Source organism: Stenotrophomonas sepilia, assembly GCF_003244875.1.
Taxonomy (GTDB): Bacteria; Pseudomonadota; Gammaproteobacteria; order Xanthomonadales; family Xanthomonadaceae; genus Stenotrophomonas; species Stenotrophomonas sepilia.
Window position 1 is genome coordinate 136546 of sequence record NZ_LXXZ01000040.1, and the last position, 19001, is coordinate 155546.

At 65.7% G+C, this 19001-nt stretch carries 26 protein-coding genes; 6 read left to right on the plus strand and 20 right to left on the minus strand.

The window, feature by feature from the left end; genetic code table 11:
* Positions 1–23 precede the first annotated feature (23 nt).
* Positions 24–2573, minus strand: coding sequence for a DNA ligase D (ligD, locus tag A7X97_RS07145; protein WP_088497446.1), 2550 nt, complete (start codon positions 2571–2573; stop codon positions 24–26).
* A 13-nt stretch (positions 2574–2586) separates the two neighbouring features.
* Complete coding sequence (locus A7X97_RS07150) at positions 2587–2763, minus strand: DUF3606 domain-containing protein (protein WP_065426543.1); 177 nt, start codon at positions 2761–2763, stop codon at positions 2587–2589.
* A 249-nt stretch (positions 2764–3012) separates the two neighbouring features.
* Here A7X97_RS07150 and A7X97_RS07155 point away from each other — a divergent pair, with 249 nt between their 5' ends.
* A complete protein-coding gene (locus A7X97_RS07155; protein WP_005416567.1) occupies positions 3013–3510 on the plus strand; it encodes a YciE/YciF ferroxidase family protein in 498 nt (165 codons plus the stop codon).
* Between the two features lie 39 nt (positions 3511–3549).
* On the opposite strand, the gene A7X97_RS07160 is transcribed toward A7X97_RS07155, so the two are convergent.
* From A7X97_RS07160 to A7X97_RS07170, 3 genes are read right to left on the minus strand one after another with little or no spacing between them, the layout of a single operon-like run.
* Positions 3550–4284, minus strand: a complete 735-nt coding sequence (locus A7X97_RS07160; RefSeq protein WP_088497445.1) for a DNA-formamidopyrimidine glycosylase family protein — start codon at positions 4282–4284, stop codon at positions 3550–3552.
* On the minus strand, positions 4277–5044 hold the full coding sequence (locus tag A7X97_RS07165) for a DUF72 domain-containing protein (RefSeq protein ID WP_088497444.1): 768 nt from the start codon (positions 5042–5044) through the stop codon (positions 4277–4279). Before A7X97_RS07165 ends, A7X97_RS07160 begins: the two co-directional genes overlap by 8 nt.
* Positions 5041–5508, minus strand: coding sequence for a BLUF domain-containing protein (locus A7X97_RS07170; protein WP_088497443.1), 468 nt, complete (start codon positions 5506–5508; stop codon positions 5041–5043). Before A7X97_RS07170 ends, A7X97_RS07165 begins: the two co-directional genes overlap by 4 nt.
* Before the next feature lie 303 nt (positions 5509–5811).
* On the opposite strand from A7X97_RS07170, the gene A7X97_RS07175 reads away from it, so the two are divergent.
* On the plus strand, positions 5812–6141 hold the full coding sequence (locus tag A7X97_RS07175; protein WP_111007728.1) for a KGG domain-containing protein: 330 nt from the start codon (positions 5812–5814) through the stop codon (positions 6139–6141).
* 121 nt (positions 6142–6262) lie between these two features.
* Here A7X97_RS07175 and A7X97_RS07180 read toward each other — a convergent pair whose 3' ends face one another.
* From A7X97_RS07180 to A7X97_RS07190, 3 genes are all read right to left on the minus strand, one after another.
* Entirely contained in the window at positions 6263–7171 is a 909-nt protein-coding gene (locus tag A7X97_RS07180; RefSeq protein WP_088497174.1) for a manganese catalase family protein, read from the minus strand.
* Positions 7172–7210: 39 nt separating this feature from the next.
* Positions 7211–7732 carry a ferritin-like domain-containing protein gene (locus A7X97_RS07185; RefSeq protein ID WP_069138513.1) on the minus strand — a complete coding sequence of 174 codons (522 nt, stop codon included), beginning with the start codon at positions 7730–7732 and terminating at the stop codon, positions 7211–7213.
* Between the two features lie 158 nt (positions 7733–7890).
* Complete coding sequence (locus A7X97_RS07190; RefSeq protein WP_080376901.1) at positions 7891–8232, minus strand: hypothetical protein; 342 nt, start codon at positions 8230–8232, stop codon at positions 7891–7893.
* 205 nt (positions 8233–8437) lie between these two features.
* Here A7X97_RS07190 and A7X97_RS07195 point away from each other — a divergent pair, with 205 nt between their 5' ends.
* Positions 8438–8830, plus strand: coding sequence for a response regulator (locus A7X97_RS07195; RefSeq protein ID WP_072167057.1), 393 nt, complete (start codon positions 8438–8440; stop codon positions 8828–8830).
* A gap of 15 nt (positions 8831–8845) precedes the next feature.
* On the opposite strand, the gene A7X97_RS07200 is transcribed toward A7X97_RS07195, so the two are convergent.
* The 8 genes from A7X97_RS07200 to A7X97_RS07235 all read right to left on the minus strand — a co-directional run bounded on the left by A7X97_RS07200 (position 8846) and on the right by A7X97_RS07235 (position 14727).
* Entirely contained in the window at positions 8846–9244 is a 399-nt protein-coding gene (locus A7X97_RS07200) for a BLUF domain-containing protein (RefSeq protein ID WP_088497173.1), read from the minus strand.
* A gap of 138 nt (positions 9245–9382) precedes the next feature.
* Positions 9383–9811 carry a BLUF domain-containing protein gene (locus tag A7X97_RS07205; protein ID WP_088497172.1) on the minus strand — a complete coding sequence of 143 codons (429 nt, stop codon included), beginning with the start codon at positions 9809–9811 and terminating at the stop codon, positions 9383–9385.
* Between the two features lie 177 nt (positions 9812–9988).
* Positions 9989–10678: a glycosyltransferase family 2 protein gene (locus A7X97_RS07210; protein WP_088497171.1), complete on the minus strand. Its 690-nt coding sequence runs from the start codon at positions 10676–10678 to the stop codon at positions 9989–9991.
* Positions 10675–11262, minus strand: a complete 588-nt coding sequence (locus A7X97_RS07215; protein WP_065196295.1) for a class I SAM-dependent DNA methyltransferase — start codon at positions 11260–11262, stop codon at positions 10675–10677. Before A7X97_RS07215 ends, A7X97_RS07210 begins: the two co-directional genes overlap by 4 nt.
* Positions 11259–12017, minus strand: a complete 759-nt coding sequence (locus tag A7X97_RS07220; RefSeq protein WP_088497170.1) for a PIG-L deacetylase family protein — start codon at positions 12015–12017, stop codon at positions 11259–11261. The genes A7X97_RS07215 and A7X97_RS07220 overlap by 4 nt, the downstream gene beginning before the upstream one ends.
* Positions 12005–12946 (minus strand): acyl-CoA dehydrogenase, encoded by a 942-nt coding sequence (locus A7X97_RS07225; protein ID WP_072167063.1) that lies wholly within the window; start codon positions 12944–12946, stop codon positions 12005–12007. The genes A7X97_RS07220 and A7X97_RS07225 overlap by 13 nt, the downstream gene beginning before the upstream one ends.
* Positions 12947–13055: 109 nt before the next feature.
* A complete protein-coding gene (locus tag A7X97_RS07230) occupies positions 13056–13553 on the minus strand; it encodes a hypothetical protein (RefSeq protein WP_072167064.1) in 498 nt (165 codons plus the stop codon).
* Positions 13554–13563: 10 nt separating this feature from the next.
* Positions 13564–14727 (minus strand): zinc-dependent alcohol dehydrogenase, encoded by a 1164-nt coding sequence (locus A7X97_RS07235; RefSeq protein WP_088497169.1) that lies wholly within the window; start codon positions 14725–14727, stop codon positions 13564–13566.
* A gap of 148 nt (positions 14728–14875) precedes the next feature.
* On the opposite strand from A7X97_RS07235, the gene A7X97_RS07240 reads away from it, so the two are divergent.
* From A7X97_RS07240 to A7X97_RS07250, 3 genes are all read left to right on the plus strand, one after another.
* Positions 14876–15064 (plus strand): hypothetical protein, encoded by a 189-nt coding sequence (locus tag A7X97_RS07240; RefSeq protein WP_088497168.1) that lies wholly within the window; start codon positions 14876–14878, stop codon positions 15062–15064.
* A gap of 99 nt (positions 15065–15163) precedes the next feature.
* Positions 15164–15802 (plus strand): DUF6766 family protein, encoded by a 639-nt coding sequence (locus A7X97_RS07245; protein ID WP_111007729.1) that lies wholly within the window; start codon positions 15164–15166, stop codon positions 15800–15802.
* A 3-nt stretch (positions 15803–15805) separates the two neighbouring features.
* On the plus strand, positions 15806–16357 hold the full coding sequence (locus A7X97_RS07250; protein WP_111007730.1) for a cysteine hydrolase family protein: 552 nt from the start codon (positions 15806–15808) through the stop codon (positions 16355–16357).
* A 15-nt stretch (positions 16358–16372) separates the two neighbouring features.
* On the opposite strand, the gene A7X97_RS07255 is transcribed toward A7X97_RS07250, so the two are convergent.
* The 4 genes from A7X97_RS07255 to A7X97_RS07270 all read right to left on the minus strand — a co-directional run bounded on the left by A7X97_RS07255 (position 16373) and on the right by A7X97_RS07270 (position 18970).
* On the minus strand, positions 16373–16606 hold the full coding sequence (locus A7X97_RS07255; RefSeq protein WP_111007731.1) for a hypothetical protein: 234 nt from the start codon (positions 16604–16606) through the stop codon (positions 16373–16375).
* A gap of 147 nt (positions 16607–16753) precedes the next feature.
* On the minus strand, positions 16754–17200 hold the full coding sequence (locus A7X97_RS07260; protein ID WP_242015815.1) for a Rap1a/Tai family immunity protein: 447 nt from the start codon (positions 17198–17200) through the stop codon (positions 16754–16756).
* Positions 17201–17245: 45 nt separating this feature from the next.
* The gene (locus tag A7X97_RS07265) at positions 17246–17932 is read right to left on the minus strand and encodes a hypothetical protein (RefSeq protein WP_088497166.1); all 687 of its coding nucleotides are present in this window, start codon (positions 17930–17932) and stop codon (positions 17246–17248) included.
* A 54-nt stretch (positions 17933–17986) separates the two neighbouring features.
* Positions 17987–18970 carry a LacI family DNA-binding transcriptional regulator gene (locus A7X97_RS07270; RefSeq protein ID WP_088497165.1) on the minus strand — a complete coding sequence of 328 codons (984 nt, stop codon included), beginning with the start codon at positions 18968–18970 and terminating at the stop codon, positions 17987–17989.
* Positions 18971–19001 lie beyond the last annotated feature (31 nt).

The following is a 19001-nucleotide window of genomic DNA, read 5'->3' on the forward strand; positions in this document are numbered from 1 at the left end:
ACGGTACGCAGAGTGCGCCTGGGCTACCCGTCTGCCTGCGCCCATCGCGCAAGATTCTGTTTCACTTTGTCGATGCCGGCCCACGGGTCCCTGCGGCGCCGTTTGAGCTTTGCTGGCACATCCCTGATCGTGAACGCGTCGGCGCGCTTGAGTTTGGACAGATCCCCCCATGCAATCGGCAGCGCCACCGGTGCCCCCGGCCTGGCCCGCAACGAGTACGACGCGACCGCCGTTGCTCCGCGCCCGTTTCGCAGATAGTCAACGAAGATCCGCTTGTTGCGCAGGCTTTTGGTAGCTGTTGCCAGGAACCGCTGCGGCTCGGACTGCGCCAGTGCTTCGGCGAAACCCTTTGCAAAGCGCTTGGTCAGATCCCAATCGCATCCCGGATTGAGCGGCACGACCACATGCAGGCCCTTGCCGCCGGATACACGCAGGAATGACTCCAGCTCCAGCTGCGCCAGCAATTTGCGGATGTCGGTGGCCGCTTTCTTGACCTCGGCAAAGCGCACGTCCGGTCCTGGATCCAGATCGAACACCACCCGGTCGGCCTGCTCGGGCGCTTCGGCGTGGCTGCCCCACGGATGGAATTCCAATGCGTTGAACTGCACCAGTTCGAGCAGGCTGGCCGGGTCGCGCACAACCAGGTAATGGGCATTGATGCCGCTTTCTTCCTTCAGCCTTGCCGCGTCGACCAATTCCAGTCCGGCCGTATGGTGTTTCTGGAAGAAGCAGGGTTTTGCAGTGCCACTGGGGCATCGGATGATCGACAGCGGGCGATCAATCACCTCGGGCAGGAGATGATCCATCACTGCCGTGTAGTAATCCCACACGTCCTGCTTGGTGTAACCGTCGCCGGGAAACAGGATCTTGCCCGGAGAGGACAGCGACGGCGGCACGCGATCCGCCACCGGTGCCTTCCTGGTCTTGCGCGCAGGTCGCGAGGCTGCCGGTGTGCGCGCCGCCGCCGGGGACGTTCCAGCGCGATCGGAATCGGCAAGGTCGGCGGTATCCTTGTCGGCCCGCACCGCCTTCAGCGACGCCTGGCGCAATAGCTGCTGCCCGCCGATCCCGCGGTAGAAGACCTCGACCACGAAACGTGGCTCGAACCAGGTCGCAGCGCGCAGGTCGGTGTCCTGCGTGGGCACGTAGGCGGTCGGCTTGCGGCCGCCACCGCCCTTGATGCGCTTGCTGATGTCACCGATCAGTTCGTCCGAGAACCCGGACCCGACGCGGCCGGCGTAGAGCCAGCCATGCTTCGCATCCGGCCGGGCCAGCAGCAGTGAGCCGAAGCCGGTGCGGCTGCCTTTGGGCGCGGTATATCCGACCACCGCGAATTCGTCGCTGGCCAGTTGCTTGGTCTTGCGCCAATCCTCGCTGCGGCCGCTGTGGTAGCTGCGGTCGGCGCGCTTGGAGATGATGCCTTCGAAATGCTGCTCGCCGGCCACGCGATAGGCTTCATCGCCATCACCTTGCACATGCGAACTGAACGCCAACGGGCGGCCCTGTCCTTCCAGCACGGACTGCAACAAGGCCTTGCGCTCCAGCAAGGGCGCATCAGCGACATCCACACCATCGAGGTGCAGCAGATCGAACAGTGCATACGTCAGCACGCCTTGGCGCTCGCCGGAGAGCGTGGCCTGCAGCAGGTTGAAGTCCTCCTTGGTGCCAGCGCCGGCGATCAGCTCGCCGTCCAGTGCGGCTGAAGTGAGGCCCAGCGCCGCCACCGCGTCACGTATCTCGGGGATCTTGCCGGTCCACTCCAGTGCATTCCGGGACCAAAGCTGCACATTGCCCTCGGCGACCGTGGCAAGGATGCGGTACCCGTCCCATTTGATCTCATGGACCCACTGCCCGCCCTGGGGCGGCGCGTCTCCCAGCTTGGCCAACTGCGGTTCGAATGGACCGGACGGCGCTGCGGCCTTTCTTGCCCTGCTGAGCGCCAGGGCCTTCTTCGCCCAGTTCTTTGGCCGGGTGCGCCTGGCGGGTACTGTGGCGAGCCTTTTCTTTGCAGCCTTGCCGGCACCCGACCGCTTCAGATCCTCTGCAGGGGGTTCAGCGACATCGGCCAGCAGATCGTCCGCCTCGATATCGCCGGCAAATTCGTCGTCGTCCTTGAACAGCAGCCACTGCGGCTGGCGCGCCGGCTTCCCGGAACGGACCAGATGCCACCCGCCCTTCAGTTTGGCGCCGAACAGCTCGAAGCGCAGATGACCCTTGGCAAGCTGGGCTTCCGGGTCGCCCTGCGTGGCCCATACACCGTGGTCGAACTGGGCGACATGGCCACCGCCGTACTGGCCCTTGGGGATCTCGCCTTCGAAGCTCGCGTAGTCGACAGGATGATCCTCCACCTCCACCGCCATGCGCTTGACCTTCGGGTCGTAACTGGGTCCTTTGGGCACGGCCCAGCTCTTCAGCGCGTCGCCGACCTGCAGGCGGAAGTCGTAGTGCCTGCGGCTGGCATGGTGCAACTGCACCACGAAGATGGCGCGTTGGCCTTTCGGTAGCGCCTTGCCCGGCTCGGGCTCCTGGGTCTGGTCAAAACGACGCTTGCGGCGGTACTCGACCAGGGACATGGGCAACTCCGCGCTATTTTCCAAGATGCTTGCGGACCGCAACGGCGGTGGGGCCGACCGCCGCGACAGCGGCACGAAGTTCTGCGGCGGACACACCCAGCGTCGCGGTCCAGTACTGCAGCTCGTAATCTTCGTTGACGTTGATACGATCCCGGTCCGGGCTGCCGGTGTTCTTCTTGTCATCGCTCATGGGGGGTCTCCACGCGTGATCGGGCGTGAAGTGACCGTACCGGCCGGTGCATGGGCACGAAGCGATGCCATTGTGAAGCCATGGCGAAGACCTGGATGCATCGGCGGCAACGGATGCCGACAGATCCTGCATCGTGAAGACAGCGCGCAGAGTTCGCGTGGACGTTCCCATGCCGCCTTCACTTGGCCCCTGCCCGATCGCAACCGGTCAGGACCTACGCTGGGCACTCCACTCACTGCGGAGCCCAGTATGGCTATCAAGACGGCGGAAGACCTGTTCATCCACGAACTCTCGGATATCTACAGTGCCGAGAAGCAGCTGACCAAGGCCCTCCCGCGCCTGGCCCGTGCGGCCGAGAACCCGGACCTGGCGGCAGCGTTCGAAACGCACCTGGAAGAAACGCAGGGCCAGATCGAACGCATCGATCAGGTGGTGGAGGTGCTTGGCATTCGCCTGAAGCGCATCAAGTGTGCGGCGATGGAGGGCCTGGTGGAGGAAGGCAAGGAAGTGATCGACAGCATCGACAAGGGGCCGGTGCGGGATGCGGCCCTGATCGGCGGCGCGCAGAAGGTCGAGCATTACGAGATTGCGTCCTACGGCACCATCGCCGCGCTGGCCAAGCAGCTGGGCTACAAGGATGCCCTTCCGCTGCTGCTGGAGACGCTGGAGGAAGAGAAGGCCACCGACGAAAAGCTGACCCTGCTGGCCAAGGGCGGCGGCAACGCCAAGGCCGCGCAGGCCGCCTGACCGGCGCACGCCGGAACCCGGCGGCCACGGATGGCCGCCTCAGGGCCCGTACAGCACCTGATCATTCGGGCAGAAGAACGTGCGTCGCCGCGTGGTCCCCATGTAGAGCTTGCTGATCGGGCCACCACACAGGGGACAGACCTTTTTCGTGTGCACCTGCCAATGCTTCTTCAGCTCGAAGCGGCGCTTCCACTCCAGGAAATCGAAGCTGTAGGCGCGAGCCTGCTCGATCAAGGCGGTAAGCCTTCGTGGCGGCAGGTCGCCCAGCCGGGAGGCGGGATGCACGCCTATCCGGAACAGCACCTCGTTCTTGATGATGTTGCCCACGCCGGCGAAGACGGTCTGGTCCAGAAGCGCATCACAGACCATGACGTCCGGCAGGGCCTTCAGCTTGCGCCGGGCCAGCTTCGGATCCCAGGCGTCGTTCATCACGTCCGCGCGCCAATCGTAGACATCGTCCAACGGCTCATCGATCAGCCGCACGGAACACGCATAGAAGTTCAGCTCGCCATTGTCGAACATCAGGGATACACGCGGCGGGGTTGGCTTCCTTTCATCGATGCGCCAGCTGCCGAACATCATCAGATGGATGCGCAGCGTGTGGCGGCTGAACTCCAGCAGGAAGTGCTTGCCCCAACTGCGGACCGCCTTGACCCGGCGGCCCTGCAGCGGTGACAGGTCGATGCGGCTGTTACCGGACACGGTGCGGACCACGTGCCCCTTGAAATGGCTCGCCGCTTCCCGCAACAGCACGATGGAAGGACCTTCAGGCATGGGCGTTCTCCTGCAGCAGCGCCTGCAGGCCCAGGGCGTTGCGGGTGGCGTGGCCGAGTGCGGTATTGTCCAGTACGCACCAGGCGGGTCGTTGCGCATCGGCTTCGCGCTGCAGCCGTTGCGCCAGCTTCGCCAGGGTCTGCTCGCTGTACGCACTGCGATAGATCTGCGGTTGGCCGTGCCAGCGCCAGTAGCTCCACGTGCGGTCACCGCCGGGGATCGCTGCCGCCGGCACACGTGCCGGATCCGCGGCGACCCGTGCAACGCCATGCGCGCTCAACAGCGCATCGACCTCCGGCGTGAACCAACTCGGGTGGCGCGGCTCGCACGCCAGGTCGGCTTGCGTGCGTGCGCGCAGGCCCCGCAGGAAGGTTTCGGTCGTGATCGTGTCGTACACCAGGCTGGGCGGCAACTGCAGCAGCAACGGACCGAGCTTTCCGCCCAGCGCCAGCACGCCTTCAAGGAACTGTTCGAGCGGTTGCATTGCATCGCGCAGCCGACGCTCATGGCTGATCTCGCGCGGGAGCTTCACCGCGAACCGAAAGCCCTCCGGAACGCTCGCGGCCCATCGCGCGTAAGTCCTGGGCTGGTGCGGTCGATAGAAGGACGAGTTGATCTCCACCATCGACAGGCGTGTGGCATAGCGCTGCAGCAGGCTGTCGCCCGCGCCGAACGCTTCCTGATCCGCCCGCGGCAGCGACCATCCCGCACAACCGACGCGTGGTGGGGCGGGCGCAACCGGGGCGGCTGTGGCCTTCATCGTGCCAGCTGCCCGTCCGGTTCGGTGATGCTGGCCGCAGCTGCCTCCGTGTGCGACTGCGAAACCGACAGCAGTCGATCCAGGGCACTGGTGCCCGACTGCAGCGCCGACGCGCTGCGCACGAAGCCGGTCCAGTCGGAGATGGCGATCTTTCCCAGCGCCAGCTCGTCCACCCGCACGCTGCGCATCCGCCAGTGCGGAAACTGTCGACGCCCCACCCTGCCCCGGTTCAGTTCGACGATCCCACTGTGGCTGCTGGCGGCCAGAACACGCGTGTAAGCGGCCTTGATTCCTGCCTCCGGGCCTTCCAGGTACTGCAGGAAGCGCGAGCCATCGAACAGCAGTGTGCCGGTCACATCGACGGATTCGTTGAACTGCACCGCCTCCGCCACAAGCTGCTGCAGCCGTTGTTCCGTCAGGTTGCGGGAGGCTTCACTTACGTAGGCAATTGCTCGAAAAGGCATGGCACCACCGGTTGTTGCAGACGGCTCTACCTTAGCCACGCGGATCGTACGCGCGGTGAGATCGGTGTGGAGGCTGCGTCGAACTGTCGCGTGGCCCATCCGCATCGCGTTGACGCGCGGTTGGGTTGCGGAAGAAGTGTCTGCCTGTGCGCACACGCGTGCACCATGGTTCGTGGAGGCAGGATGAGGAATCGCGGGCTTCCGGATGACGCCACGTTGGCAGCCATGCCACCGCCATCTAGCGCCGGATCTGGAAGATGGTCGCTGCCGCCAATCGGGCGGCTGAACCCAAGGAGACTTTCCATGGCCAACCAGAACCAGAACCAGAACCAGGGCAACAGCAACCGCGGTTTCGCTTCGATGGACGAGGACAAGCAGCGCGAGATCGCCGCCAAGGGTGGACGTGCCGCGCACGAGTCAGGCAACGCCCATGAATTCAGCTCGGAAGAAGCACGCGAAGCCGGCCGCAAGGGCGGCGAAGCAGTGAGCCAGGACCGCCAGCACATGGCTGACATCGGCCGCGAAGGCGGCCAGAACAGTCGCGGTGGTGGCAACCAGGGCGGCAACCAGGGAGGCGGGCAGCAACAGCAGGAACGTGGCGGCGGCAACAACCGCGGTGGCCAGCAGCGCTGATCGGCATTGAAACCCGATGTACCCCTTCGTGGGCGGACGTGATGTCCGCCCACTTTCGTGCGCCCTCGCGTCACTCACGGGCGTTTCAACTGGGACGCCGCAGGTGGGCGCCCCAGGTTTTTCACGGCTCGCGTGGCGGCAGGTCCAGTGCGCCCGCGCCCGGGCCGGCCCCCAGCTCGGCCCCGGTGGTCGGCCGCGCTTCCGGGTCGGAGAGCGTGCGCAGGGTCATGGCCTGCACCGCGGCCTGTTCGCGTGGATCGAGGTCCACCGTGCCGCTGCCGTCGCCACCGTCCACCGCAGCCTGTGCCCCGCGGTCGCTGACCCGCTCCCAGAGCTCGCCGCTGTTCCAGCTGCCCTGCAGGTCGTCGGCGCCGTCGCCCTGCGACATGTCCATGTACAGATCGGTGAACGCAGGATCCCCCGGCAGCTTGCCCGGTGGGAAGTTGGGCTGGATGCTGTGCAGCGCCTTCTCGAACGACTTCATGTGGGCGATCTCGCGGGTCATCAGGAAGCGCAGCGCATCCTTGATGCCCGGGTCGTCGGTGACGTTGATCAGGCGCTCATACACCAGCTTGGCGCGCGCTTCGGCCGCAATGTTCGAGCGCAGGTCGGCGCTGGGGTCACCAATCGAGTCGATGTAGGCGGCTGTCCACGGCACCCCGCTGGAATTGACCAGCGCCGGGCCGCCGCCGTACAGGATCTGTTCGGTGTGGCTGGTGCTGTTCTGGCCCAGCAGCCGCATGTCCTCGGCCTCGGCAAGCCCTTCGGACTGGATTGCCTTGGGCCCGCGGTTGAGCATGGCGATGATGGTGCCGATGATCTCCAGGTGGCTGATCTCCTCGGTGGCGATGTCCATCAACAGGTCCTTGCGCCCGGGATCGCATTCGCCAAGTCCCTGGGTGAAGTAGCGCATCGCAGCGGCCAACTCGCCCTGCGGGCCGCCGAACTGCTCAAGCATGAGGCTGGCGAGCTGCGGATTGGATTCGCGGACGCGCACGGTGTACATGAGTTTCTTGTGATGAAAGAACATGAGGATTTCTCCAGTGGCTGGCGTGGGCTGGCTTCGCGGTCAACGCTTGGCCTGGGCGCCAGGCGTTTCGTCACGGTTGAGGAACGCACCGACCAGGCCGTCCTGGTGGTCCTCCAGCCAGCGCGCCATGGCAACCTCTTCCTGCAGGATCTGGCCACACACCGCCGCAATGTCGGGCGCGCCGGCGCGCTCGGCAGCGATCACCAGCGCCCGGTACGTGGCGATCTCGGTGTTCTCGAAGCCGAACGAAAGGCCCACGCTCTTGACCACCTCGTCTTCCATCAGCGTGTTGCCAGCGGCGTGGATGGCGGCGGTCATGCTGGCGAACAATCCCTTTGCGGTGGGCACGCTTCCTCCCAGCGCCTCGATGCACTCCCGCAGGGAAGCGGCCTGCCCCTGTGTCTCCTGGACGTGCTGGCCGATCCGGGCAGCAAGCTGGGGGTAGTTCTCGATCCGCGAAGCCATGGCCTTCATCATGGTCTCAGCTTCCTGTTCCATGGCGTAGGCATCCTGCAGCCATTTCAGCAGGCGTTCGCGTCGGGTGTCGTTGTGGTCTGCCATCTCGATCTCCGGTCTGGGGCGACATGCCTCCGGAGAACATGGTGGAGCGCTGGCAATCACCGCCTTGTCGGGCGGTGTGAACCGCTGGAGGTGGCCGCTGCACGCGGCCCTGATGCGGCGATAACATGCAGGGACTGCGGGTTGGCCCCGCTCCGCGGTCAGGGCATTGGGCTGGACAGTGCCGCGCCGCCGGCTCGACCTTGCAGGCTGCCACCCGACGCGCGCGGAGCGTCCGTCGCCACCAGTGCCTGCACCACACGGTGTTGCATACGATGAGCACCGCCCTCCACGCCCACGACATACACGAAGCGCCCATCGAACTTGGCGTGCGCGCCCTCCAGGAGATCGTCGGCCTGCAGGGCTCGCTTGAGCGACTTCATCCACGTGCGCTCAGGCATGCGGTCCAGTTCCACTACGATGGCAGTGCCACCGCAGTCCAGCGGCATGCACTCGACACGCAGCACGCGTGGAGAAGCAGAATCGGTTCCGGATAGCGGCATGAGAGAAGCTCCAATGCGGGGGACGGCGGCAGTATCCATGCCACGTGCCAAGGCGCCGTCAACGAGCTCCATCCGGCCCTGCACGCTGCCTCGACGGTGCTGGAGGCGCGCTTCACGGGCTTCGCGCCGGGCTGACAAGCCGCACGCGTCGTATTGATGCTGCACAGCACAGACTGGCACTCCCGAAGCAATACAGGCTGTACACATGCAATCCGGAATGAGCCAGCGCAGATGCAACCTGCTGCTGGTGGAAGACCAGCTCGACCTGGCAGCACTGATGGAACATGCACTTGAGGACGCAGGCGACCAGGTGACGCACGCCTACAGCGTGTTCGACGCGCTGGGACTGCTGGACACCCAGCGATTCGACGGCGCCGTGCTGGATGTCGAGCTTCGTGACGGCGTGGTGTTTCCAGTCGCTGATCGCCTGGCCGAACTTGGCATCCCCTTTCTGTTCGTCTCTGCGGTCTATGACCAGCTGGTGCCGCAGCGCCACCGCCGCGCCGCCTTCGTGGCCAAGCCGTTCCACGTCGACCAGCTGCAGGAGACTGTGCGGCGCGTGGTGGGCGACGCCTGCGCACCCTCTTCGGCACGCTGACCCCGACTGCAGCGGTCAACCCAGGTGCGGGGCCACCACCAGGCTCAGCTGGCGCAGCGCACCACCACGGGAGAGCCCGTCCCAGTTGCCACGCGCCACGCTGCGGATCTCGGAGGCCTCAACCCACAGCAACCGCATCGACCAATCAGGAAAGAATCGGCCTGAAACCCTGCCACGGCCCAGTTCGATCAGCTCGCGATGGCTGCGGGCACTGAGAATGCGGCTGTACACCACGTTGATGCTGTCTTCCGGTCCCTCGATATACTGGAGGAAGCGGAGCCCATCATAAAGAAGCACACCGGTAACGCCGGCTTCGAAGTTGAAGCCGGCGGCGGCCCTGCCGAGGTCGTCCACATGGTCCATGGAAAGCCCCGGTATCGCCTCACTTGCGTAGGCGATCGCGCGGAGGGGCACATTCGTTCCTTCTGGCGCAGGAGGTTTCCTGCACGGCAATGATCGCTGCCCCGTTGTAGGCGGCGATGAGGGCCTTCAGGCGCTGGGGCACCGCCTCCTCCCCTCGGCTGCACACTACGCTAACACCCGACCCGGACTTCAAGCGGCGTTCGCGTAGGGCTCAACGATTGCGAGCAGCTTCTCCATCGCCTCGGCTTCGTTCTGGCTCGTTACCGCCCGCTGGATGAAACCGCTCCAGTCCGCAAGGGCGATCATCTGCAGCTCGCCCGCGCTGACCGACAGGCAGCGCATTGGCCAGAACGGCAATCGCCGCTGCCCGACACGGCCACGCCCGAGTTCGGTCAGTTCGGTGTGGCTGCGGGCGCCGATTACGCGGGAGAACGCAACATCCAACCCGTCGGCTGGGCCTTCCATGTATTGCAGGAAGCGCTGCCCGTCAAACAACAGGACGCCGGTTACGCCCGCTGATCGATTGAAGCGGGCCGCATCTTCCATCAGTGCAGCCAGGCGTTCCGGCGTGAACCCGGGGACAGCCCGGCTGGCGTAGACAATCGCGCTGTTCGGCATCGGCTGCTCCTACTCTCCCAGCCGATCAATCTAGAGCCGACAGCGTTCACACGCCGTAAACGCGTACAGGGAGCGCGTCACGCATGGGCCCATGTGCACGGGTTTCATGGATTCGGGCTGGATCGGAGATGACTGACGGCGCGACCGCATGCTGCAGTGCGGCAGAACGGCGGGTCTTTACGCAATGGCCGGCCCGGTCAGCACGGCAGGGGCACCCGCCGCTCCCATCTCCGCCAGATAGGCTGAAAATCCCCCTGCGGCGCGCCCTTTCAGACGCGCACTGGTGAAGACGACGGGAGCACCGGCCCAGCGTATATCCGCGCCGCAGGCCTGCAGCGCCCTCACGATCTGAACGTCTTCCCCGCAGCGCAAGGCAGGAAAACCGCCGACCGCACGATAGAAATGGGCAGAGACACCCAGGTTGGCACCATGGATGCGCCCGTGACCTTCCCCCCACTGCTGCCGCCCCTGGAATACCCTGCGCAGGCGATGTTCGGACGGGCAGCGCGCCGCAATGTCCACCAGTCCGCAGAAGGCGTCACACGGCTGCTCCAGTTGTCCAACCAACCAATCGCCAGGGACCTCGCTATCGGCGTCGGTGCTGGCCAGCCACCTGGCGCCGCACCCCAGCAGCTCGACGGCGGCCGCTGCGCGGGCAATCCCCACGCAGCGTGCATCCAGCCGCACAATGCCGACGCGCTGTTGATGGCAGATGGACGCCGTCGCATCCGAGCAAGCGTCCAGTGCAACCACCACTTCGACCGCTTCGCCGCCCAGGCCCGGGTGCAGGGCCGCCCTTCGGATCGATTGCAGGCAGCGCGCCATGCTGGCTGCCTCGTTGTGCGCGGGGACCAGAACGCCTATCACCGCAGGCCCTCGTTGCGGGCCAGTGACAGCGTGCCGCGCGTCCAGCCCTGCAGCACGAAGTCCGCATCGCGATAGTGGAAGGCTTCGTGCAGGCCGTGGCCCAGGCACCGATGCACGACTTCGGTCCGGCTCACCCGCCCGGGGAACGAGGGCAACCAATGGCACGCGACCAGCAATCCGTCGTCACGAAGTGCTTGATCGATTCCGGCACGCAGCTCGCGAAGAGCGCTCGTCCCCAGGTAGTAGCCCATCTCACCGCAGACGATCAGGTCGAAGCGCCCCGGCGGCCATTGCTCGGGGTGGCTGGCGCAGTGGACCTGCACGTGCGGCAGGTGGGCCAGGTTGCGGCGGGCCCGGAACGCTGCGCGCGGGCTGATGTCGGTGGCCAGCAGGCGCTCACAGCGGGCCGCCAGGGCCTCGGTCAGCACGCCGTTGGAGCACCCCAGCTCCCAGCCACGATTGAACTGGCGCTGGCTCAGGCTGGCCAGCAGCAACGCACGCTTGCGTTCTTCATACCACCGGCTGCGGTAGCCAAAAGGGTCTTCCTGCTCATGCAGTTCATCGAAGTACGGTTGCGCGCTCATGCCAGAAATACCTCGTAATCGCGGAAAAATCGGGCCAGTACATGGGAAGGCAGCACCGGCGGGCTGTTCAGGCCCGGCACGTTGCCCGTCTGCGTCCGGAACCGGGCGATCGCACTTCGTTTCACCGACGCCACTGCGGAAATGTCGACAAGCTGCGGGAACTCCCACGCCATATGCGCGCAGGCCGGATCCAGCCAGTGCCAGCCCCATACCGGGTACTCCAGGCGACGGCAACCCACTGCGCGCGCGGCGCGGCAGGCTGCACGCCCTGCCGCTTCGTGATCGGGATGCCCATCGAAGCGCCAGGGCGCCAGTACCAGATCGCCCGGCTGCAGGTGCTGCTGCAGCCGGTCCTGCAGGCCCTGTTCGTGCTTGCTGACCGCGCCATCGCCGATGCCGAGATGAAACGTCGCGTCGGCTGCAATCCCAAGTTCCGCCAGCGCCGCTGCAAGCTCTGCCCGACGCGCCGACCGCAGGCGGTCCGGTGTCCACCACGGTTCACCCGGATAACACGCTTCACCATCGGTCACGGCAATGACGCCAATCTCCATGCCCTGTGCCGCGGCTTGATGGAGCAGCCCTCCACAGCCAAGGATCTCGTCGTCGGGATGCGGCGCAACGACCACAAGGCGGTGATGGTCGGCGCACAGCGAGCGGGCGGGCGTGGACGGTTGCTGCCAGAGCCAATCGCAGCGCAGCCAGGCCTGTTCCTGAGTTCCCTGTCCTTGCAGGGGTGTGCTGGCTACAGCGCCCATGCGGTCTCCTCGGCTGCCCGCTGCTCACCCAGCCACTGCCAATCGCGATCGGCATGGCACTGCCTGAGGAACACCGTCAGGTCCGCCCAGCGGCGGGCGTGCCCGTCTTCCAGGCACATCGGCGCCGGACCGAGCGCCCGACCTGCAAGGTCCAGGACGCGCGTCGCCGCCCGCTCGACCACGCAGCGCAGCCGCACTACGTCTTCCCGATGTGCCGATTGGGGCGCGTCGTCGATGCGCGCGGCCACTTCGCGAAGCAGCGCCGCAGCCGGCCCCAGGGCAAGGTCCGCTGCACCCAGCAGCCGTGCGCGGTTGCCGTCGCTGCAGGCCGGCCGCATGCGTTCAGCCAGTGCCACCGCTGCGCCAAACCAGACCGCCGCGATACCGGCTCCGCCATGCCAGAAGCCCGGCCGTTGCAGGTAGGCGTCGCGCGGTCCCAGAATCGTCATCGGTGCGCCGTCGAAGCGCACCGTCGTGGACGGAATGCCGGCCATGCCAGCCGCCGGCCAGGGCTCACCCGAAAGCGTGCACCAATGCTCCCCCGCCACATGGCACAGCCACACGCCGTGTGTGTTCCGCACGGTTACCAGTGCCGCATCCACCCACGCGCTGCCTGAACACCAGGGCTTGTCACCATACAGTCCACCGCCGGCGTCGATGCGCAGGGTGTTGGCTGGGCCTTCTGCGGCCCACACCGCCAGCAGCTGCCCCTCAGCAACCATAGGCGCGTTCAGCTCGGCAATGATCGCCAGGGCGTCGTAATGCGCTTCCAGCACCTTGGCCAGGCAGAGGTCCTCTGCCCCCCACGCCGCCAGCGCCCGCCAACGCTGCAGCGTGTGGCCACTTCCGGGCAAAGGCAGTGCGGGCTGCTGGGCGAGAACCTGGCGCGCGCGGTTGAACAGCGAAGAAGGCAACGTCACATCCTGCATGGCCGATCTGCAATGAAGATAGGTCATGAACGTAGGCGCCCTGCGGTCACATCACTGTCTTGGCGGTGTGGCGGCCACATGAATACCCGGCGCAGTGTTCCTCACGCGCTCACCGCTGGCGCTGTTCGCTGGCACGCACGCACTGGCGCAGCTCCCACAGCCAGGGCAACACCACCAGGCCAAGCGCCGGCAGCAGTACGAACCCCCACAGCGCCGGTGCTGCCGGTGCCACATTGACTGCCCATCGAGGTTCGGCCTGCCACGCCACCCCGCCCAGCAGCACCCAAGGAGCGGCGTCGAGCACACTGTGCACGTGCTGCTCGGCCGGGCTGATGCGTCGCCGCCCGTCCGCGCTGACAGTGTCGAGGTAGCCGGCGATTGCGTGCGCGATGACCAGGACTGCCAGCAGCGTGACGAGCAACCACGTGCTTTCCAGCACGAGCCACGCCAGCACGCCGCTGCCGATGAGCAGCAGCTGCAGCCCATGCAGCAGGCTCTCGCGCATCGCGGACGTGTGCGGCAGGTCGGTACGCCGGTGAAAGTGGAAGTCCAGCGCACCGGCGGCCAGCCAGACTGCGTAGACACATGCCATGACAATCCAACTCATGACGGCCTGCTCAGGGAGTCAATACGATCTTGCGGCAGTCGTCGTCCTTGGCATCGAACATCGCATAACCTTGCGCCGCGTCGGCCAGGCGCATCCGGTGCGAGATGATGTCCCCCGGATCCAGCTTTCCTTCCAGGATTGCGTCCAGCAGCTCCGGCATCAGTCCCTGCACGTGAGTCTGCCCCATCTTGAATGTCAGGCCCTTGTCGAACGCATCGCCCAGCAGGAACCCGTGGATGAAACCGGCATAGACACCGGGAATGCTGACCACGCCGCCGCGGCGGGCGGCTGCGATGCACTGACGGATGGCCACGCCGCTGCTGCCTTCCAGTTTCACGGCGGTCAGCGCTGACTCCAGGGCACTGCCCTCGGCCTCGAAACCGACGGCCTCGATGCAGGCATCCACGCCGCGTCCACTGGTCTGGGTAAGGATGTAATCGGCCGGGTCCTCGATCTCCTTGAAGTCGATCGGCGTCACACCATAGGCACGGCGCGCGTAGTCCAGGCGGTAGCGAAGATGGTCGACCATGAAGATGGTCTCCGCTCCCAGCAGCCGGCAGCAGGCCGCGCTCATCAGCCCAACCGGACCGGCACCGAAGATCGCCACTGTCGAGCCCGGCTTGACCCCTGCGTTCAGCGCGGCCTGATAGCCGGTGGGCAGAATGTCCGACAGGAACAGAACCTGTTCGTCGGCCACGCCTTCCGGGATGCGCAGTGGGCCCACATTCGCCTTGGGCACGCGCACGAATTCGGCCTGTCCGCCTGCCACGCCGCCATACAGATGGCTGTATCCGAACAACGCCGCCGGGGGCAGAAGGCCCTTCTGGTTCAGCGCAGCGCCCTTGCCCGGGTTGGTGGTCTCGCAGGCGGCATACTCGGCCAGCCGGCAGTGGAAGCACTCGCCACAAGCGATCACGAAAGGGATCACCACGCGATCGCCCGGCCTCACCTGGGTTACGCCGCTGCCGACCTCTTCCACCACGCCCATGAATTCGTGCCCCAGCACATCGCCGTCGTGCAGATCGGGAATCTTGCCCCTGTACAGGTGCAGGTCCGAGCCACAGATGGCGGTGGCGGTAACCCTCAGGATCAGGTCGTCCTCAGCTGCCAGCACCGGGTCCGGCACGGTCTCGACGCGCACATCCTTGCGGCCGTGATAGGTCAATGCCTGCATCGTGCTTCTCCAGAAAATCGGAACGACAGCATTGCAGGGACGCCCTCCTGCCCCGGTGACATCCAGGTGTGCGCAGCGTTCATTCCGCGGCGTCGTGGTGTTAACCCGGCCCGGGGCACGCTGCGAACACCCGCCACAGGAGCTCACCATGAACGACAAGCTGCCTTTCAATCCAACAACAGACGTGGACGATCAATCGAAAGCACACACGCCGGACAAGCGGCGCAATGGTCGAGCGAAGTGGAAGGAGCACGACATGCCGGACGACGGCGATGGCCCCAAGGCCGTACCCGAGGACTACGAGCGTCCCGATCCCGATCCGACGGGCAAGCGTTGAGGCCGCCTCACATCCTGGATGCGCCGGGTTCACGCGTCATGGTGCGCTGCCGGCGCAAGCTGCATGCACGGTTTCTGGTCAGGCTGAAAGAGGTGTTGCATGTGGAAACGCAACGGTCTCTCGCTGGTACTGCTCGCACTCACTGTCGTCTTCATTGTCGGGCAGGCAGTTGCGGGACATCACGTGCACAATCAGGAGTTGACGCAGCACGGGCGCGCGGCGATCGACCTCTGGCACTACCTGGCGACCGGGCATTTCGTGAGCGCTACATTCGAGAACTGGGAGAGCGAGTTCCTGCAGATGGGAATGTACGTTCTTCTGACCGTCGCCCTGCGCCAGCGTGGCTCGGCCGAATCCCGGCCCCTGGACCCGGCGCAGGAGCAGAACCGCGTCGAGCCGGGCCCTGCGCCGTGGCCGGTTCGTCGCGGCGGCGCATGGAAGGTGCTTTACGGTCACTCGCTTGCGATTGCCTTCGGGCTGTTGTTCCTGCTCAGTTTTGCATTGCATGCATTGGGTAGCTGGCGCGCCGAGCAGGTCGAGCAGCAGCTGCAGGGGTTGCCGGTGCCGGGTTTCCTGGAGCATCTGGGCAGCAGCACGTTCTGGTTCGAATCGATGCAGAACTGGCAGAGTGAGTTTCTTGCGGTGCTGTCCCTGGTTGTACTTACGATCTTCCTGCGGCAGAAGGACTCACCGCAATCCAAGCCGGTCGAAGCTCCGCACGCGCAGACAGGGGATTGAACCATGGGAAATGCTCCGTCAACCGCCTTGCTGATCATCGATATGTTCAGTCGCTTCGACTTCCCAGGCGCGCAGGCGCTGGCGCCAGCAGCGGAGCGGGCGGCCGCACAGATCCGACGCTTGAGAAACCACTTTGATGGCCACGGATGGCCGGTCATCTACGCCAATGACAATTTCTCGGACTGGAAGCGTGACTTCCGCCAACAGGTAGCACAGTGCCAGCGGGATGGAGGACCGGCCGGGCGGATTGCCGACCTCCTCTCTCCCCTGCCCGGTCACTACTTCGTGCTCAAGCCCAAGCATTCGGCGTTCCTGGCCAGCCCGTTGCCGATTCTGCTGGCCAAGCTTGGCGTGCGCAGCCTTTGGCTCAGCGGGATGACGGCCGATTCATGTGTCCTGGCTACCGCGCTGGACGCCAACGCCAGGGAATTCGACGTAGTGGTGGCACGGGAGGCCGTGGCGGGGACGCCGGCGCGGAAACAGCGTGCGATGGCGCTGCTCGCCGATTCGGGTGCAGCCCGGGTCGCACGGCTCGCCTCGCTGGTCCCGGCATGACCGGCCGGAGCGGGCTCAGGCCCGGTCTGCGATTCCCTTTACACCGGCGTGACCGGCGCAATGTGCGCAGCAGAAGATCTGACCGTTTCCTTCAACGCCATGCCCGATGATCGCGCAGTCGCAATGTGCGCAGCGCGGTGCGAACGCATGGATGGCGCACTCGAACGAATCGAAGGTGCCGCTGCGTCCACCCTGCTGGAGGGTGAAGCTCTTGTCGTAGTCATTGCCGCAGACATCACAGGTAGCCATGGGGCACCTCATGCGGAGAAAGGAGCATGCAGTGTCGCGGGCGCGGGTGTCGGCGGTCGTGAATGCATCGTGTCGCCAGCGTGCAGAACACCGATGTGTTCATTACGCGGGCTGCAGCCCGCGTTGCCAACGCCCAGCCCACGCGTCTCAGCGTGCCTTGCCGGGCTCGGCACTGCCACCAGGCGATGTGCCGCGACCACACGGAAACGCCGCGCGCAGCCCTTCGACAACCAGGGGAGACGCATCCTGTTGCAATCGCACGCGGGGCAGCTGCCGGAGATGGGAAGACACCTGATCGACCAGTTCATGCGGAAGGATCCGGCCCTGCCCACACCACTGACCGCGGCTGGCATCGGCGACACCCAGGATATAGCTGCTGGCCCGGGCGCTGGACAGCCCCCGGCAGTGTTCGCCATCGCAGAACCCGTCAGCGCCTTTGCCCTGCAGCAGCGTGATGAGCTCCGCACCACTGACAAACCAGGTGCGTTCCGGTTGCGTTGTGCCTGCCACGGCGGGTCCCACGAGGGCGCCGAGGCACAGTGTCAGGAGCCAACGCATGCGGCGGTGCGTGAGGCGGGCGTGATGTCCTTTCATATCGGGGTCCTGGCTGTCGTTTTTCTGGATTCCACGCGGTGCCGGTCAGAGTTGATCAAGCTGGTTGCGTGGTTGAAACGCCGGGTCGTCCTCAGCTTCCAGCATGGCGTCCACCAAGGCGTCGAAGGGCGCGGCAGCGGTATCCAGGTCCGTGGAAGAAAGGAATCCGGATTCCCCCTGGCCGGCCAGGGCAATCGCGGCAACGGTCTCGCGCCCACCTTCCTCTGCCCAGAGATAGTCGTGGACCAGTGCCACCCCATGGTCGCCCGCCTTCAGGAAATCGGCCGCGCCCCGTGCCACAGCCAGAAACGCGATGAGATCGTAGAGGCTTTCCGAATACGTCAGCGATCCCGCAACAAAGTGCGTACCAGTGCGGTCATAGGCGGCAACCTGGATATTCTCGGCCTGCGCGGATGCAAGGAAGGCCTTCAATGCGGCGCGATTGTCGGGGTGGCGGGCCAGCAGGGCCTGGCAGTCTATGAGCAGTTCATCCAACGCCTCGTCGCTTGAAGACGCCAGGCATTCACCGTTGCGCAAGCGCCACGGCCCGGCGATGCATCGCCAGTCGGACCATCGGGATGGCGAAGGCAGGGGCGCCGCCAGCCATCTGGAGAGATCTTCGTGGCGCAACTGCAGGCGCAACAGCGCTGAATAAGGCTCTGACAAGGCGATGACCCATCCGGTCTGCGTGTCCAGATGGCTTTTAGCAGACAACGCGCGACCCGCCAACACCCCAGTGCCAGCCTCATGGACTGCGACTGCTACTGCCGCAGACGCGGCGCCGGACTATCGCGCAGCCGTTGACCCTCTCACCACGCATCTTCCCGTCATCACCAGTCTGCGTACCGGCAGCTCCGGCATGCGCAGGCGCTCCAGCAGCAGCGACATCGCGGCCCGCCCCATCTCTTCAACCGGCTGCTCGACCACGGTAACCCCGGGTTCGACCAGTTCGGTCCATCGCTCATTGTCGAAGCCTGCCAGCGCCAGCTCTCCTGGAATCGCAAGCCCAGCGCTGCGGGCCGCTTTCAATGCGCCCATGAGCAGCAGGCTGTTGCTGGCGACCAGCGCATCGGGACGCGAAGGACTGGTCAACCACTGCTCGACCGTTGCGATGGCGGCCTCGGCCGTGGGCTCTACCTCGCGGTAGTCCGGTTCCAGCCCGTGCCTGCGCATTGCAGCGATATAGCCGTCGCGGCGTTCGGCCGCCGTGGTACTGGTGCTGCCGAACAGGCCACCGATGCGGCAATAGCCGCGCTCGGCCAGGTGTTCGACCAGGCCCGCCATCGCCGCTGCGTTGTCGAGGACCACGCTGTCGATCGAGCCACCGGGTGCGGCACGATCGACCAGGACCGTGGGGTAATCCAGCGTGAGCCGGTCCAGCCGCCCCACCGTGGTCCGGGTGGGCGCAAAAATCAGCCCACTGATGCGTTCCTCGTGCATCAACTGCAGATACAGCGCCTCGCGCTCGGGGTCCTCATCGGTGTTGCAGAGGGTGACGCGAAGGCCTTCCCGGTACGCGACTTCCTCCACGGCGCGGATCAGCGCGGTAAAGAACGGGTTGCGGATATCGGCCACGATCAGGCCGATGATGCCGGTATGCCGGGCGCGCAGGCGTCTTGCCTGCAGGTTGGGGTGATATCCGGTCTGGCGGATCGCCGCCTCCACCCGGCCGCGCACGGCCTCGCTGACCGGGCCGCCGCCGAGCACCCGCGACACGGTGGACTTGGATACCCCCGCCACGCGTGCGACGTCATTGATGCTGATGCTCACTGGTAACGTTCCCGGAATCGAGCGCTTTTCT

Coding starts and splice junctions, on each gene's coding strand:
- ligD (WP_088497446.1), bottom strand. CDS start 2,573: ATGTCCCTGGTCGAGTACCGCCGCAAGCGTCGTTTTGACCAGACCCAG.
- A7X97_RS07150 (WP_065426543.1), bottom strand. CDS start 2,763: ATGAGCGATGACAAGAAGAACACCGGCAGCCCGGACCGGGATCGTATC.
- A7X97_RS07155 (WP_005416567.1), top strand. CDS start 3,013: ATGGCTATCAAGACGGCGGAAGACCTGTTCATCCACGAACTCTCGGAT.
- A7X97_RS07160 (WP_088497445.1), bottom strand. CDS start 4,284: ATGCCTGAAGGTCCTTCCATCGTGCTGTTGCGGGAAGCGGCGAGCCAT.
- A7X97_RS07165 (WP_088497444.1), bottom strand. CDS start 5,044: ATGAAGGCCACAGCCGCCCCGGTTGCGCCCGCCCCACCACGCGTCGGT.
- A7X97_RS07170 (WP_088497443.1), bottom strand. CDS start 5,508: ATGCCTTTTCGAGCAATTGCCTACGTAAGTGAAGCCTCCCGCAACCTG.
- A7X97_RS07175 (WP_111007728.1), top strand. CDS start 5,812: ATGGCCAACCAGAACCAGAACCAGAACCAGGGCAACAGCAACCGCGGT.
- A7X97_RS07180 (WP_088497174.1), bottom strand. CDS start 7,171: ATGTTCTTTCATCACAAGAAACTCATGTACACCGTGCGCGTCCGCGAA.
- A7X97_RS07185 (WP_069138513.1), bottom strand. CDS start 7,732: ATGGCAGACCACAACGACACCCGACGCGAACGCCTGCTGAAATGGCTG.
- A7X97_RS07190 (WP_080376901.1), bottom strand. CDS start 8,232: ATGCCGCTATCCGGAACCGATTCTGCTTCTCCACGCGTGCTGCGTGTC.
- A7X97_RS07195 (WP_072167057.1), top strand. CDS start 8,438: ATGCAATCCGGAATGAGCCAGCGCAGATGCAACCTGCTGCTGGTGGAA.
- A7X97_RS07205 (WP_088497172.1), bottom strand. CDS start 9,811: ATGCCGAACAGCGCGATTGTCTACGCCAGCCGGGCTGTCCCCGGGTTC.
- A7X97_RS07215 (WP_065196295.1), bottom strand. CDS start 11,262: ATGAGCGCGCAACCGTACTTCGATGAACTGCATGAGCAGGAAGACCCT.
- A7X97_RS07220 (WP_088497170.1), bottom strand. CDS start 12,017: ATGGGCGCTGTAGCCAGCACACCCCTGCAAGGACAGGGAACTCAGGAA.
- A7X97_RS07225 (WP_072167063.1), bottom strand. CDS start 12,946: ATGCAGGATGTGACGTTGCCTTCTTCGCTGTTCAACCGCGCGCGCCAG.
- A7X97_RS07230 (WP_072167064.1), bottom strand. CDS start 13,553: ATGAGTTGGATTGTCATGGCATGTGTCTACGCAGTCTGGCTGGCCGCC.
- A7X97_RS07235 (WP_088497169.1), bottom strand. CDS start 14,727: ATGCAGGCATTGACCTATCACGGCCGCAAGGATGTGCGCGTCGAGACC.
- A7X97_RS07240 (WP_088497168.1), top strand. CDS start 14,876: ATGAACGACAAGCTGCCTTTCAATCCAACAACAGACGTGGACGATCAA.
- A7X97_RS07245 (WP_111007729.1), top strand. CDS start 15,164: ATGTGGAAACGCAACGGTCTCTCGCTGGTACTGCTCGCACTCACTGTC.
- A7X97_RS07250 (WP_111007730.1), top strand. CDS start 15,806: ATGGGAAATGCTCCGTCAACCGCCTTGCTGATCATCGATATGTTCAGT.
- A7X97_RS07255 (WP_111007731.1), bottom strand. CDS start 16,606: ATGGCTACCTGTGATGTCTGCGGCAATGACTACGACAAGAGCTTCACC.
- A7X97_RS07260 (WP_242015815.1), bottom strand. CDS start 17,200: ATGAAAGGACATCACGCCCGCCTCACGCACCGCCGCATGCGTTGGCTC.